The 14,258-nt window shown below is 68.1% G+C and carries 11 protein-coding genes; 8 read left to right on the forward strand and 3 right to left on the reverse strand.

The window, feature by feature from the left end:
• The first annotated feature begins 50 nt into the window (after positions 1-50).
• The 4 genes from HMPREF9710_RS22615 (at position 51) to HMPREF9710_RS22630 (ending at position 8,666) form a co-directional block, all read left to right on the forward strand.
• Positions 51-2,873, forward strand: coding sequence for a type VI secretion system Vgr family protein (locus tag HMPREF9710_RS22615; RefSeq protein ID WP_005670269.1), 2,823 nt, complete (start codon positions 51-53; stop codon positions 2,871-2,873).
• Positions 2,870-4,576 carry an esterase/lipase family protein gene (locus tag HMPREF9710_RS22620; RefSeq protein ID WP_005670271.1) on the forward strand — a complete coding sequence of 569 codons (1,707 nt, stop codon included), beginning with the start codon at positions 2,870-2,872 and terminating at the stop codon, positions 4,574-4,576. The genes HMPREF9710_RS22615 and HMPREF9710_RS22620 overlap by 4 nt, the downstream gene beginning before the upstream one ends.
• Complete coding sequence (locus HMPREF9710_RS22625) at positions 4,573-6,243, forward strand: T6SS immunity protein Tli4 family protein (RefSeq protein ID WP_005670272.1); 1,671 nt, start codon at positions 4,573-4,575, stop codon at positions 6,241-6,243. Before HMPREF9710_RS22620 ends, HMPREF9710_RS22625 begins: the two co-directional genes overlap by 4 nt.
• Before the next feature lie 62 nt (positions 6,244-6,305).
• Positions 6,306-8,666 (forward strand): DNA internalization-related competence protein ComEC/Rec2, encoded by a 2,361-nt coding sequence (locus HMPREF9710_RS22630; RefSeq protein ID WP_005670273.1) that lies wholly within the window; start codon positions 6,306-6,308, stop codon positions 8,664-8,666.
• A gap of 13 nt (positions 8,667-8,679) precedes the next feature.
• Here HMPREF9710_RS22630 and HMPREF9710_RS22635 read toward each other — a convergent pair whose 3' ends face one another.
• Both HMPREF9710_RS22635 and HMPREF9710_RS22640 read right to left on the reverse strand, forming a co-directional pair.
• Positions 8,680-10,077, reverse strand: coding sequence for a sensor histidine kinase (locus HMPREF9710_RS22635; RefSeq protein ID WP_005670275.1), 1,398 nt, complete (start codon positions 10,075-10,077; stop codon positions 8,680-8,682).
• Between the two features lies 1 nt (position 10,078).
• Entirely contained in the window at positions 10,079-10,765 is a 687-nt protein-coding gene (locus HMPREF9710_RS22640; protein ID WP_005670278.1) for a response regulator transcription factor, read from the reverse strand.
• Between the two features lie 133 nt (positions 10,766-10,898).
• On the opposite strand from HMPREF9710_RS22640, the gene HMPREF9710_RS22645 reads away from it, so the two are divergent.
• The 3 genes from HMPREF9710_RS22645 (at position 10,899) to HMPREF9710_RS22655 (ending at position 13,236) form a co-directional block, all read left to right on the forward strand.
• Entirely contained in the window at positions 10,899-11,468 is a 570-nt protein-coding gene (locus tag HMPREF9710_RS22645) for a Spy/CpxP family protein refolding chaperone (RefSeq protein WP_005670280.1), read from the forward strand.
• Complete coding sequence (locus HMPREF9710_RS22650; protein ID WP_005670282.1) at positions 11,465-12,382, forward strand: peptidase associated/transthyretin-like domain-containing protein; 918 nt, start codon at positions 11,465-11,467, stop codon at positions 12,380-12,382. Before HMPREF9710_RS22645 ends, HMPREF9710_RS22650 begins: the two co-directional genes overlap by 4 nt.
• A 62-nt stretch (positions 12,383-12,444) precedes the next feature.
• Positions 12,445-13,236: an alpha/beta fold hydrolase gene (locus HMPREF9710_RS22655; protein WP_005670283.1), complete on the forward strand. Its 792-nt coding sequence runs from the start codon at positions 12,445-12,447 to the stop codon at positions 13,234-13,236.
• An 8-nt stretch (positions 13,237-13,244) separates the two neighbouring features.
• Here HMPREF9710_RS22655 and HMPREF9710_RS22660 read toward each other — a convergent pair whose 3' ends face one another.
• On the reverse strand, positions 13,245-13,511 hold the full coding sequence (locus HMPREF9710_RS22660; protein WP_005670285.1) for a hypothetical protein: 267 nt from the start codon (positions 13,509-13,511) through the stop codon (positions 13,245-13,247).
• Positions 13,512-13,658: 147 nt separating this feature from the next.
• Between HMPREF9710_RS22660 and dcd the strand changes: the two genes are divergently transcribed.
• A complete protein-coding gene (dcd, locus tag HMPREF9710_RS22665; protein ID WP_005670287.1) occupies positions 13,659-14,225 on the forward strand; it encodes a dCTP deaminase in 567 nt (188 codons plus the stop codon).
• Positions 14,226-14,258 lie beyond the last annotated feature (33 nt).

Consider the following 14,258-nt stretch of genomic DNA (forward strand, 5'->3'; position numbering starts at 1 on the left):
TGTTTCGACGAGTTACGCTGACTTCAGCGATCACCGGACAGGAGACAGATTTGGACAGCGCGAGCGAATTCCTGCGCATGCTGCAGCACGAGAAATCGCTGACGACGGCGCACCGGCCGATCCGCCTGCGCCTGGGCCACGCCGACCACCTCGCCGATGAAGTCCTGCTGCCGCAGCGGGTGAGCGGCAGCGAATCGGTGTGCGGCAGCCTCGAATACGTCGTCACCTGCGTCGCCTCGACCCCGCGCCTGCCGCTCAAGGAACTGATCGCGCTGCCGGCCGAAATCCAGTTCGTCACCGACCGCGGCCAGTTGCGCGGTGCCTGCGGCATCGTGGCCGAAGCCCGCGCCGGCGACTACGACGGCGGCCTGGGCGTTTACCAGCTGGTGATCCGCGACGCGCTGGCGATCATGGAAAAGCGCGTCAACAGTCGCGTGTTCCGCTACCAGAACGAACTCGAGATCGTGCAGGTGCTGTTCGACGAATGGCGTCAATCGAACGGCGTGCTGGCCAGCGCCTTCGAATACGAACTCGATCCGCTGTTCGACATGCGTCAGTTTCCGCCGCGCGAACAGACGATGCAATACAACGAGTCCGACGCCGCCTTCGTGCGCCGCCTGCTGCGCCGGCGCGGCGTGGCCTGGACCTTCCGCCCCGGCCATGCGCGCACCCGGAACCTCGAGGTCGAGCGCGACACGTCGCCGGTGCACACGCTGGTGCTGTTCGCCGACTCCAACTCGCTGCCGCGCAACGGCGCCGGCACCGTGCGCTACCACCGCGGCGGCGCCAGCGAAGAACGCGACACCATCGTCTCCTGGAGCGCCGCGCGCCGCCTGCAGGCGGGCAGCACCACGCGCCACAGCTGGGACTACCGCAACCCGCTCGGCACCCAGTTCATGACCGCCACCGCGCGCAGCATGGCCGACCAGGGCCGCAGCGGCAACCAGCTTGCCGCCAGCCTCGACGACTACCAGGTCGAGATGCCGCATGCCGGCAACGACGTCGAAGACCACTGGCGCCTCGGCCAGGTGCGCATGAACCGGCACGAATTCGAGACCAAGTGCTTCCACGGCGAGGGCAGCGTGCGCGACCTGCGCGCCGGCGAATGGTTCACCCTGAGCGGCCATCCCGAGATCGACACCCACCCGGCGGCCGAGCGCGACTTCACCATCACCGCGCTGCACGTCGAGGCCGAGAACAACCTGCCGGCCGACGTCGCGGCGCGCGTGCGGCGCCTGATGGGCGCCTGGATGGACGACGCCGCCTTTCCAGACACGCCGCCATCGCTCGATGCGGTGCGGGTGCGGGTCAGCTTCGACGCGGTCCGGCGCGGCATCCCGCTGGTGCCCAGCTTCGACCCGCGGGTCGACCTGCCGCATCCGCAGCTGCAAAGCGCGATCGTCACCGGCCCGCCCGGCGAAGAGGTCCATTGCGATGCGCTGGGCCGGGTCAAGATCCGCTTTCCCGGCATGCGCACCAGCGACCATCGCCATGCGCACGGCGCCGGCGCGTCCGACACGCCTGCCGATTCGGCCTGGGTGCGGGTGGCTTCCAACTGGGCCGGCGCCGGGCCGGGCAGCCAGCAGCAGGCCGGCACGCTCGGCCTGCCGCGCGTGGGCACCGAGGTGCTGGTGGCCTTCATGGGCGGTGACCCGGATCGGCCGGTGATCCTGTCGCAGCTGTACAACCAGCGTGCGCAGCCGCCGGCGCTCAGCAGGGCAGGGGAGTTGCCGGGCAACCGGTATCTGTCGGGGATGCGCAGCCGCGAGATCGGTGGTGCGCGCGGCGGCCAGCTGCTGTTCGACGACACGCCGGGCCAGATCGCGGTGCAGCTGGCCAGCGAACATGCGGCTTCCGAGCTCAATCTCGGCTGGCTGTCCGAGCCGCGCGCGAACGGCCAGGCCGGCGCGCGCGGCGAAGGCGCGGAACTGCGCAGCGACAAGGCGGTCGCGCTGCGCGGCGGCGAAGGCATCCTGCTCAGCGCGGGCGGCAAGCAGACTGATGCCGGCGCCCAGCTGGAGCGCGCCAGCCTGGTCGGGATCGCGGAGGCGATGCACGGCGTGCTGGACACGCTCGGGCGGCTGGCGGGCGACCATGGCGAGAGTGAAGAAGCCAAGCCGCGCCTGGATGCGCTGGCCGAACGGTTGCGCCATTGGCATGACGGCTCGAATGTCGCGCCGGGTTCGGGAACGGGGGGCGAGCCGCTGGTGGCTGTGCATGCCCCGGCCGGCGTGGTGCTGGCCAGCGACGACAGCATCGCTCTCGGCGCCCAGACCAAGGTCGACATCGTCTCGACCGGCGACGCCGAAATGGCGACCGGCCGCAGCCTCTTCTTGCGCGCCTCGCGCGCGCTCAGCATGTTCGCCTATGAGCTGGGCATGAAGCTGATCGCCGCCCGTGGCGACATCGTGGTGGAGACCCACCGCGGCGACATCGAGATCAAGTCCTCTAACCGTATCCGCCTGATCGCCGCCACCGGCATCGAGCTCGAAGCGCCGTCGGTGAAAGTGGTATCGCAGGGCACCCAGACCGACTGGGACGGCGGCACCATCACGCACCAGAGCAGCGGCAAGCATGTGGTCAGGGCGGCCTCGGTAGAGCACCTGTCACCGGGCGGAGGTACGCCCGCCGGCTTGCGCCTGCCGGCGACCGAACTGGAGACGGACGAGCGGGTGGTCGTGATCGACCGCCAGACCAATCTGCCGGCCCGCGGCAAGCGCTACGTCGCGCGCCACGAAGACGGCACGCGCATCCAGGGCGTCACTGACGACGAGGGACGCACCAGCATCCTGAGCAGCTACGCGATGGGCGACATCGAAATCCGCGTGTTGCCCGACGACGAACCAGACGATCCCGGTGCGGGCCGGGCATGAAGGAGCCGACCCGTCCAATTCCCCAGCCAACTATCGATCGCGATGGAAGCCTGGTAGCGCATACGGTCGCGACGCCGACGGCCTTCAAGGTGAGGGCCCGGGTCACTATTGGGTCGCGCAAGGTGATTCCGGTGATTCTCGTGCCTGGAATCATGGGGTCCAATCTGCGGGCCAGGGCCGACATGAAACCCAGGGCGGATGACATCCTGAGGCCGGGTGAATCGGCCTGGCGCCCGCCAAGCGGCAATATCGACGGCTATCTCGAATCGTTGAAATGGTCTGTGCGCAGTCCTTCCGAACGGCAGCGGATCCTGGACGCAAGCACTCTCGAAGTAGACCCAGGCGGCGAGTTGGCATTCGCACCGAATGTGTTCGATCCAGGGGTTTTGCGTGAGCGTGGCTGGGGCGAAGTGCACGCCGGATCCTATGGTGCGCTCCTCATCGATCTGCAGCGCCATCTGGACAAGACCTTCCAGGTATCGCCTCGTGGTACGCGCGAGATACGTCACTTCTGGCGCAGGGTCATGCAGACCGAGGCGTCGTCGTGGGGTGTACGCCATATTGAGAAAGTGACAGAAGCTGAGCTCGAGAAATTTGCCGCCTACCAATACCCGGTGTACGCGTTCGGCTACAACTGGCTCAATTCATGTGAAGACTCGGCGCGCCGGCTGCGCACTCGCATCGACGCGATCAAGGCATTCTGGGCCGAACGCAAGCACCAGTGCGAAAAAGTGATCCTGATAACCCATTCGATGGGAGGCCTGGTCGCGCGTGCCTGCGCGCGGCTGAGCCCCCCCGGGGATGGGAGCGCGCCGGATATTGCCGGGATCATCCACGCGACGATGCCGGCACTGGGCGCGCCAGTCGCCTACCGGCGCATTGCATGCGGCACCGAAGGCGGGCGTTTCGCGAACGGCTTTGGCGATAATCGCAAGGCGTCCGCCATCGCTGACATCATCGGCGAAAGCAGTGCCGAAACGACGCCGGTCATGGCCGTTTCCCCCGGCGCCCTGCAACTGTTGCCGAACCATCTGTATCCCCGGCCCTGGATTGTCATCAAGTCGATGCGGTCGGTAAATCGCCGTGATGAGGTGCGCGATCTGCTATCGCTACCGGATGGTAATCCTTACGATTTCTATCGTGATATGAAATCCTGGTATCGCATGATCGATCCGACACTTGCCGATCCAGCCAAGCGCCATGACAACATGGACGAATCGGTTGTCGATCGCATTAGCAAGGCAATTGGTGCCGCCGAGCGATTACATACGACATTGCTGATGACTGGGGGCGCAGGCAGTTCGTCTTCGAAACCTTACTACCATCCGCATACCTATGTATTCTACGGTGCGGACAAGGAACTGAAAGCCTTTGGACAAATCCGATGGGTGGCCCGCGAACCGTCGATCAATCCTACCGCGTTATCCCCGTCGCTGATTCGCGCCGCGACACTTGTGTCGGCGACGCGCAACGGCGACCGCGAGGTACGTGTGGGGCGGGATCTACAACTGCGCTTCTTCGTCTGGCCGGAAGACGCCCATGGCGACGAGACCGTGCCGGTCCAATCCGGCGCTGGATCTTCTCCGCATGTACGGCAGACGTTCGCGCCGGCCGGATTCCGGCATCAGCAAAGCCTCGAGCCCGAGGCGATGCGCCTCCTGGTACGCCATCTTATCGTCAAGATCGTTCAGGAAATCAAATGAAGCGGCTCGGCGGCAGACGAGTGCGATGGGTGTGTGGGCTGACAGCGTTCGTGCTGGCGCTCACGTCGCTCATCGCCAGTTCGGTACAGGCGGACTACGACAAGCAGAAGGTGGCGAAAATGACCGAGAAAATGAAGACACGCTGCGTGGGCCGTTTCCTGATCGATTTGCCGGCAGATGCACAGGTCACCATGCGGTACGGCGCATTAGGGGGTTTTGATATCTCCACTTCCAACGCCGAATCCGAGGAGGAGTTTGCCGAGCGCTTGCGCAAGGAAGAACACGAGATAGCGGGCGCCGTCAACGAGGACGGTCAACCCAGCCTGGAGGCGAGCAAGGAGATCACGGTTGGCGCGGGGCGTGGAAAAACCTTCGTGTATAACCGGGAACGCACGAAAATACTGGGAGACGAAGGTTTTTTTTTCAGCGAGAATGTCCAATTTCTCAGCATGCTCCGATTTCCCGGGGTGAGCGTCACCGGCGAGATCGAGTGGGTCGCACCCCGGTATATCGATCGCTTGACCAGGATACTCAGCCGTATCCGGCCACTTGCTGACGAGGAAATACCGAGCGAGAGCGGCTTTTGCCTTGGACATGTCATTCTCCAGGACCCCTACGAACACGACAATGTCGAGACTGTCGTGATGTTCGCCGGAATCCCTGGTCATCCGGACGTCAACATCGCCCTGTCGTCGATGTCGGGAACCAGCCCGGCGCCTGGCCTGCTGGCACGCCACGAAAGAGCGGTATCCCGTTTCCCGATGTTCATGCGGCTCGCGTTTTCGCATCTACGTGAGCACGAGCGCACGATCAATGGACTGCTGGGCGAAGAGTTGGTGTTGCGCGCGCGCGAGCCGAATTTCACGACCGGCTATTCATTTCAATGGGAGATGGCCGGCAACCAGGACGATGTCCACGCGCCGCGCCTGAAGCTCGAACTGGAGTCGGGCGTCAACCCGGTTTCTGGCGGCAAGCCGGTACAGTCGACGCTGACCGAAGAGGCCATGTTCGAATTATGGGAAAGCATCGTCACCAGTATCCGGCCCAGACCGGCTGCCCCGGCGGCCAATACAAAGCCTGACCGTCCCGCGGTAGCGCTGGGAACGAGCGCCCTGGCAGGGGAGACCTGCCCCCAGACCGGATGGTGGCACTGTGGCGACGGAGGGAATGGCATTTCCGTTCTGGGCGGGCAGCGTCAGTTCCTGAAGCAGGGCCAGACCATGCCGCAGGCCCTGTTGCTCCCTGAGCAAACCATGTGGCAGCGCTTGCGGGGCGTGCAGCCCAGCTACGAGAGTGCGAACGCGACTTTATGGGCACTGGTGGACAAGCGCAACAGCGAGCGCAAGACGCAGCTGCCCGGGCTGGAGCAGGCACTGGGCGTTTCCGAGCGTGGCAATATGCCCGCAGGGGCGGCGCCTTTCAATCATGTCGACATGGCAATCGGGAGTGTGGCGAAGACTGGATGGCAGTGCCCGGCGAGCGGCTGGTGGCGCTGTGAAGACAGCCAGGCGCTGGACGGCACCCGCTGGTTCGCGGCTGGCGCCCTGCTGCCAGCTGCGACATTCCAGGCGCTGCCGCGCCGGAATGGCGTCGCCCACACCGAGTTGATCCGTCGACGCAGCGCCTGGCAACTCGTACGCGCGGCGGATTCTGCCTCGGCCAGCTAGATCGTTGCGGCCACCAGGTTTTCCCGTCCTGTCGACAGCGACGAGGATCGAGACACTCAGCCATGCGCTTGGCCATCCTCGCGTTTGCAGCCGGCGCCGCCTGGATGCAGCTGCAGGCGGCGCTGCCCTCGGCGCCGAACCTGCTCGTGTGCGCACTTGCCGCGGTGCTGGCGTGCCGATGGCGAGACCGCGCGCCGACGGTCATCTGCGCGGGCGCACTTCTTGGGTTTGCCTGGGCAGGTTTGACCGCCCACCTGGCCCTGCACAATGCCTTGCCACATAGGGACGAAGGCCGCGACATCACCGTCATCGGCGCCATCGCCAGCCTCCCGCACCGCTTCGACGGCGGCGTGCGCTTCCATTTCGACGTCGCCCACACCGAGACGCGCGGCGCCACCGTCCCGCCCAGGATCGTGCTGTCCTGGTACGGCGCCGCCGCCGCCGATCCCGCCCTCATCCACCCCGGGGAACGCTGGCGCCTGGTGGTGCGCCTGCAGCGCCCCCACGGCAACGCCAACCCCCACGGCTTCGACTACGAAGCCTGGCTGCTGGAGCAGGGCGTGCGCGCCACCGGCTACGTCCGTCCCGCAGGCAGCCGGAACGAACGTCTGGACGACTGGACACCTGGCGCCGGCTACGCGATCGAACGCGCGCGCGGTTACCTGCGCACGCGCATCCTGGCGATCCTCGACGGCGAGCCTTACGCGGGCGTCATCGTGGCCCTGGTCATCGGCGACCAGCGCGGCATCGACCAGGACGACTGGGACGTCTTCAACCGCACCGGCATCAGCCATCTGGTGTCGATTTCCGGCCTGCACATCACGATGGTGGCGGGCCTCGCGGCCTGGATCGTCGCCAGCCTGTGGCGCCGCTCGTTCTGGACCGACGCCCAGCTGCCGCTGCGCCTTCCGGCCCAGAAGGCCGCCGCCTTGGCGGGAGCGGCGGTGGCGCTGATCTACGTGCTGCTGGCCGGCTTCGGCGTGCCGGCCCAGCGCACCTTCTACATGCTGGCCGTGGTGGCCGCCGCGCTCTGGTGCGGACGCATCGCATCCAGTTCCCACGTCCTGTGCCTGGCGCTCGGCATCGTGGTGCTGCTCGACCCTTGGGCCATGCTGTGGCCCGGTTTCTGGCTGTCCTTTGGCGCCGTCGCCGCCATCCTGTACGCCTGCAGCGGGCGGCTAGGCGAACGCACGCGTGGCTGGCGCGCGGGGTTGCTGGTGGCCGCGCGCACCCAATGGGCCGTGACCATCGGCCTGGCGCCGCTCACGCTGCTGCTGTTCGGCCAGATTTCGCTGGTCAGTCCAGTGGCGAACGCGGTGGCGATCCCCGTCATCAGCCTGTTCGTGACGCCGCTGGCGCTGGTCGGCAGCATCCTGCCGTCGCCGCTGGCCAGCCTGGTCCTGGGCATGGCCCACCTGGCGATCGAATGGCTGGCCTGGCCCCTGCAGCGGCTGGCGGCGCCTGAGCTGGCGGTATGGAACGCGCCGGCGCCGCCGCCCTGGATCCTCGCGCTGGCGCTCATCGGCACCGCATGGATGCTGGCGCCGCGCGGCTGGCCGCAGCGCTGGGCCGGTTTCGCGGCCTGGACCCCGCTGTTGACGCAGCTGCCGACGGCGCCGCCACCCGGCGCGTTCAGCGTCACCGCCTTCGACGTCGGCCAGGGCATGGCGCTGCTGGTCGAAACCCGGCGCCACCGCCTGCTGTACGACACCGGCCCGCAGTACGCGCCCGGCGCCAGCGGCGCCAGCGGCGCCACCCGCGTCATCCTGCCCTACCTGCGCGGACGCGGCATCGGGCGTCTGGACACCCTGGTGGTGTCGCACAGCGACCTCGATCACGTCGGCGGCGCCGACGCCGTGCTGGAAACGCTGGAAGTAGGGGAGGTTAGATCGTCGCTGCCGCCGGCGCACCCTTTGCTGCGCATGGCGGCGCGCCGGCAGCGCTGCCTGGCCGGCCAGGGCTGGGAGTGGGACGGCGTGCGCTTCGAGATGCTTGCGCCCGACGCCGCCAGCTACGCCAATCCGCGCCTGAAAGCCAACGCGCGCAGCTGCGTGCTGCGGGTGAGCGCCGATGGCAAGGCGATCCTGCTGGCCGGCGACATCGAGGCGGCGCAAGAGGCGGCGCTGCTGCGCATGGGCGCGCAGCGCTTGCGGGCCGACGTGCTGCTGGCGCCGCACCACGGCAGCGGCACCTCGTCGACCGCCGCCTTCCTGCAGGCGGTGGCGCCGTCGCTGGGCATCTTCCAGGTTGGCCATCGCAATCGCTACAGGCATCCCAAAAAAGCGGTCTACGAGCGCTACGCCGAGCACGGGATACGGCGCCTGCGCACCGACGAGCGCGGCGCCGTCACGCTGCGCTTCGGTCCCGAACTGCAGGTCGAGACCCATCGCGAGACGCACGCGCGCTATTGGCACGGGCGGTGATGTCTCTCCCGCTTCAGGCCTGCGGCAGCGTGATCGTCACCCGCAGCCCGCCATTCTCGCGGTTGCGCGCCACGATCTCCCCGCCATGGGCCTGCACCACGCGCTGGGCGATCGCCAGGCCCAGGCCGTGGCCGTCGACGCCGGTGCGCGAGGCGCCGGCGCGGAAGAAGGGCTGGAACACCGCCGCCAGGTCCGCCGGCGGGATGCCCGGTCCCCGATCGAGCACGTCGATGCGCGCCAGGCCGTCGCCGGCGCTCAGCGCGACGGTCACGATGCCGCCGTCGGCGCCGTGCTTGGCGGCGTTGCGCACCACGTTCTCCAGGGCGCTCCACAGCAGGTCCGGGTCGCCGGTCACGCCGACGCTGCCCTCGGCCTCGATCAGGATGCGGGTGGCGCTGGACTGGCCCTCGCGCCCCTCGTGCTGCGCGGCCTCGAAACGGGCGTCGGCCACGATGCCGTCAGCCAGTTCGGTCAGGTCGACCGGCTCGCGCCGCAGCGCGTCGGGAAGGGCTTCCAGGCGCGACAGCGTCAACAGCTCGCCGACCAGCTTGTCCATGCGGTTGCTTTCGCGCTCGATGCGTTCGAGCGTGGTCGCGAACTTGTCCGGCTGCTGGTGCGCCAGCCCGACCGCGGCCTGCATGCGCGCCAGCGGCGAGCGCAGCTCGTGCGAGACGTCGTGCAGCAGGCGGCGCTGGCCATCCATCAGGGCGCGCAGGCGTCCGCTCATGCGGTCGAAGTCGCGTCCCAGGTCGGAGAGTTCGTCGCCGCCCTTGGTGGCGGGGCCGAAGCGCGGCGCCAGGTCGCCGGCGGCGGCGGCCTCGAAGGCGCTGCGCAGGGCGCGGATCGGACGCGAAAAATACCAGGCCAGCAGGGCCGCGAACAGCAGGCTCGCCACGACCGCCGCCCCGATCACGACGGTCTGGCCGAGGCGCCGGCGCGCGCCGGGGTCGAGCGCCGGCGTCAGCGGGTCTGGCGGGCCGCCGCGCGCTCCGTCCGGCCGTCCCGGCTGGCGCGGGACGAAGGCGAGGTACTGCTCGCCGCCGGGCCCGACCAGATGCCGCGCGCCGCGCCAGGCGCCGCGCTGTTCACCGTTGCCGAGCTGGCGCTCGGCTTCCTTCAGCAGCTCGGCCGGCACCGCGCGCCCGAGCAGGTCGCGGCGCGCCGCATCGAGCACATACAGCTGCGGGCGCCGCAGGTCGGCCAGCAGGCCGCGCAGCGCGGCTTCGCCGCCGTGGCGCAGGGTGGCGGACGCCGCGTCGAGGGCGACTGCGGCCGGCGGGCCGGAATCGAGGCTCGAGCTGGCCTTCTGGCGCGCCTGGTCGCGCAGCCAGAAGGCGCCGCCGATGGCGATCGTGGCGGTCAGCTGCGCCAGCAGAATACAAAGGAAGAACTTCCAGAACAGCCGCCCCATGCTACTCCTTGATCAATTGGTAGCCCTGGCGGTAGATGGTCTGCAGGCAGGAGCGGCCGTCGGCCAGCGGTCCCAGCTTGTGGCGCAGGCTGCTCAGGTGGACGTCGATATTGCGGTCGAAGCGCGCCAGCGGCCGCCCCAGGCCCTGCTCGGACAGCTCGTTCTTGCTCACCGGCTTTCCGGCATTCCTCGCCAGCACTTCCAGCAGGTTGAATTCGGTGCTGGTCAGGTCCAGCGGCTGGCCATCCCAGGTGGCGCGCCGCCCCTCGGGATGCATGGTCAGCTTGCCGACCGTGAGCGTCGCGCCCGGGCTGCTCTCGGGCTGCGCGTGGGTGCGGCGCAGGATGGCGCGCACCCGCGCCGTCAGTTCGCGCGGCGTGCAGGGCTTGGCCACGTAATCGTCGGCGCCGAGTTCGAGGCCGAGGATGCGGTCGGCGTCGTCGCCGCGCGCGGTCAGCATCAAGACCGGGATGCGGCTGGCGGCGCGGATCTGGCGCAGGGCGTCGATGCCGCTGGCGCCGGGCATCATGACGTCGAGGATGGCGATGGCGTGGCGGCCGCTGAGCGCTTCGCGCGCGCCATCGTCGCCGTTGTGGACGCAGGTGACCCTGAAACCTTCCTGTTCGAGGTATTCGGCGAACATGCCGACGAGTTCGACGTCGTCGTCGATAAGCAATACATGGTTCATGGCGACAGGATAGCGCAGTCGCGCGCCGCGGTCTTTTCCGCAGGACGCGGCTTTACCCGGATTTACCTCTCTTAGGCGCGTTTTACACTTGCCCGCCACACAATGGCTGCTCCAAGACACCGGAGGATCCGTGATGACCCTGCACACCAGATTGACCACGCTGCGCGCCGCCGCGCTGCTTTCCACCTGCCTGCTGGCCGCCCCCGCCGTCCTGGCGCAAGCGATGCCGCCCGCTGAAGACCACGACGCCGGCCCGGGCGTCGTGCAAGCGGACGGCCGCGCCGACGGCCCATTCGACCCAGCGGGTCCGTTCCCGCCATTCGGACCAGGCCCGCACGCCGGTCCGCCCTTCCTGCGCGGTCTCGACCTGAGCGAGGCGCAGCAGGATCGCGTGTTCGCCATCCTGCACGCGCAGGCGCCAAAGCGGCGCGAGCTGGAGAAGGCCGAGCGCAAGGCCGGCCAGGCGCTGGGCGAACTGGCGCGTGCGCCCCAACTCGACGAGGCGCGCGCCTCCGCCAGCGCCCAGGCCCTGGGCCAGGCGATCGCCGACCAGGAATTGCTGCGTTTGCGGACCGACGCCCAGATCAAGGCGGTGCTCACGCCCGAGCAGCGCGCACGGCTCGACCGGCCGCGCGGCGAAGGCGGAAAGGGCAGGGCCGACACGAAGGGCGCGCGCGCCAAGCAGCGCGAGGCCGCCAAATGAGCGTCCCGGCCACCATCCTTGGGTCGGACCAGCATCACGACCAGCACGACGATCACCATCTCGGACTCGGCGCCGACCTGGCGCGCCTGCTGGCGCGGCCGGCCACGCGCCGCCAGTCGCTGCGCTGGCTGGGGTTCGGCGTGAGCACGGCGGCCATGCCGCTGGCCGGCTGCGGCGGCGGCAGCGTCGACGATGGCTACGGCATCTCGACCTCGACCACCACGACCGGCAGCGGCACGAGCGGCGGCACGGGGGGAGGCAATGCAGCCTGTTCCGTCATTCCCGAGGAGACCGGCGGCCCCTATCCGGGCGACGGCACCAACCGCAACGCCAACGGCGTGGCCAATGCCCTGATCCTGTCCGGCATCGTGCGCAGCGATATTCGCGCCAGCGTGGGTGGCGCCAGCGGCGTGGCCCAGGGCGTGCCGCTGGTGATCCGGCTGAAGATCGAGAACGTGACCCAGGGCTGCGCCGCGGCCGGCGGCGCGGCCGTCTATCTGTGGCATTGCACGCGCGAAGGCGGCTACTCGATGTACTCGAGCGGCATCGTGGACGAGAACTACCTGCGCGGCGTGCAGGAAGCCGACAGCGAAGGCTGGGTCACGTTCACGACCATCTTCCCGGGCTGCTATGACGGCCGCATGCCGCACGTGCACTTCGAGGTCTATCCAAGCCTGGCCAAGGCCAACAGCGCGGCCAACCGGATCAAGACCTCGCAGTTCGCCTTCCCGCAGGCGACGCTCATTGATGCCTACGCCAGCAGCGGCTACGCCAGCAGCGTGCGCAACCTGGCCCGCATCAGCTACGCGACGGACAACGTCTTCAGCGACGGCACGGCGCTGCAGATGGCGAGCGTAACAGGCAATGCGGTCCAGGGCTATACCGCCGAGCTGGTAGTAGGCGTTTCCTTCTAAAGGCGGAGCGCCCGGCGGCGCTGGACATTACAATGGGGCGCTCCTGCATTCGATCGCGCCCCATGTCCAGACCCCTGCTTCATTTCGCCCATGGCAACAGCTACCCGGCCGGCACCTACAACCGTTTGCTGGCGCTGCTGCGCGAGCACTACGACGTGCGCACCCTGGACATGCACGGCCACGATCCGCGCCATCCGGTCGCCGACGGCTGGGGCGCGCTGGTCGACGAACTGGTCGAACACCTGGAGGGCTATGGCCAGCCGGCGATCCTGGTTGGCCATTCACTGGGCGGCATGCTGTGCATGCTGGCGGCCAAGCGCCGCCCGGACCTGGCGCGCTGCGTGGTGATGCTCGATTCGCCGGTGGTGGCGGGTTGGCGCGCGCTGGGCTGGCGCCTGGCCAAGCTGGCCGGCTGGGGCGAACGCCTGTCGCCGGCGCGTTTCGCCCGCAAGCGCCGCGAGCTGTGGCCCAGCCGCGAAGCCGCGTATGCGCATTTCAGTGCCAAGCCGATCTTCCAGGCCTGGGCCCCGGGCGCACTGGACGACTACCTGGAACACGGCCTGGCGCCGCACCCGGACGGCGTCACCCTGCGCTTCCGGCGCGACGTCGAATCGGCCATCTACCAGACGCTCCCGCACCACATGGATGCGGTGCTGCGCGCACCGTTCCCGGTGCCGGTCGGCTTCATCGCAGGCACCCGCTCGGAAGAAATGCGCCAGGCCGGCATGGGCTCGACGCGCAAGCTGGTGGGAGAGAACCTGGTGATGATCGAAGGCGGCCACCTGTATCCGCTGGAGAAGCCGCAGGAGACGGCGCGCCTGGCGCACGCCATGATCGAGCGGCTGCTGGCTTAGCCGCTATCTCAGTTGCTGTTGAGCGGCCTGACGGAGGTGTCGAGCGCATTGCGCGCGTCCTGCGCGCCGACGGTCTTGACGGTGCGGTCGCCGCCATCCGCATTGCGCTTGCGGATGCGCGAGCCGGTCATCGGTTCGTCGAGCGGCGCATTGGCGGCGGTTTGCTGCGCGGCCGCGGCCGGGGGCGACGCGGGCGCCTGCTCGGTGGCGGGCGGGGAAGCGCATCCGGCGAGGGCGGCCAGGAGCAGTACCAACGGGACTTTCGAGACGAGCATATGAATCTCCATGTAGTGTATTGACTTATGGTATTCAACATCGCGTCGGTGGGCAATCAAATATTCCTGGCGCATGCGCGCCGACCCGCACCGGCGCCGGCATTTCGCGTAAAATCGCGGGATTTTCTTCCTGCTGGAATACCAATAATGACTATCAAGAGCGATAAATGGATCCGCCGCATGGCGGAGAGCACCGGCATGATCGAGCCGTTCGAGCCGAAGCAGGTCCGGGAGCAGGACGGCCGCCGCATCATCTCCTTCGGCACCTCCTCGTACGGCTACGACATCCGCTGCGCCGACGAATTCAAGGTGTTCACCAACATCAACAGCACCATCGTCGACCCGAAGAACTTCGATTCGAACTCCTTCGTCGACGTCAAGAGCGACGTCTGCATCATCCCGCCGAACTCGTTCGCGCTGGCGCGCACCATCGAATACTTCCGCATCCCGCGCAACGTGCTGACCGTCTGCCTGGGCAAGTCGACCTATGCGCGCTGCGGCATCATCGTCAACGTGACGCCGTTCGAGCCGGAATGGGAAGGCTACGTGACCCTGGAGTTCTCGAACACGACCCCGCTGCCGGCCAAGATCTACGCAGGCGAAGGCTGCGCCCAGGTGCTGTTCTTCGAAAGCGACGAAGTCTGCGAGACCTCGTACAAGGACCGTGGCGGCAAGTACCAGGGCCAGCACGGCGTGACCCTGCCGAAGACCTGATCGGTCATCAGTCTTCCTGGCGCGCCGCGCGCG

Origin of the sequence: Massilia timonae CCUG 45783, from assembly GCF_000315425.1 — a bacterium.
Taxonomy (GTDB): Bacteria; Pseudomonadota; Gammaproteobacteria; order Burkholderiales; family Burkholderiaceae_D; genus Telluria; species Telluria timonae.

What these genes read in the sequence shown, in the direction of transcription:
- HMPREF9710_RS22620 (WP_005670271.1), top strand. Translation starts at nt 2,870, where the DNA reads ATGAAGGAGCCGACCCGTCCAATTCCCCAGCCAACTATCGATCGCGAT.
- HMPREF9710_RS22625 (WP_005670272.1), top strand. Translation starts at nt 4,573, where the DNA reads ATGAAGCGGCTCGGCGGCAGACGAGTGCGATGGGTGTGTGGGCTGACA.
- HMPREF9710_RS22630 (WP_005670273.1), top strand. Translation starts at nt 6,306, where the DNA reads ATGCGCTTGGCCATCCTCGCGTTTGCAGCCGGCGCCGCCTGGATGCAG.
- HMPREF9710_RS22635 (WP_005670275.1), bottom strand. Translation starts at nt 10,077, where the DNA reads ATGGGGCGGCTGTTCTGGAAGTTCTTCCTTTGTATTCTGCTGGCGCAG.
- HMPREF9710_RS22640 (WP_005670278.1), bottom strand. Translation starts at nt 10,765, where the DNA reads ATGAACCATGTATTGCTTATCGACGACGACGTCGAACTCGTCGGCATG.
- HMPREF9710_RS22645 (WP_005670280.1), top strand. Translation starts at nt 10,899, where the DNA reads ATGACCCTGCACACCAGATTGACCACGCTGCGCGCCGCCGCGCTGCTT.
- HMPREF9710_RS22650 (WP_005670282.1), top strand. Translation starts at nt 11,465, where the DNA reads ATGAGCGTCCCGGCCACCATCCTTGGGTCGGACCAGCATCACGACCAG.
- HMPREF9710_RS22655 (WP_005670283.1), top strand. Translation starts at nt 12,445, where the DNA reads ATGTCCAGACCCCTGCTTCATTTCGCCCATGGCAACAGCTACCCGGCC.
- HMPREF9710_RS22660 (WP_005670285.1), bottom strand. Translation starts at nt 13,511, where the DNA reads ATGCTCGTCTCGAAAGTCCCGTTGGTACTGCTCCTGGCCGCCCTCGCC.
- dcd (WP_005670287.1), top strand. Translation starts at nt 13,659, where the DNA reads ATGACTATCAAGAGCGATAAATGGATCCGCCGCATGGCGGAGAGCACC.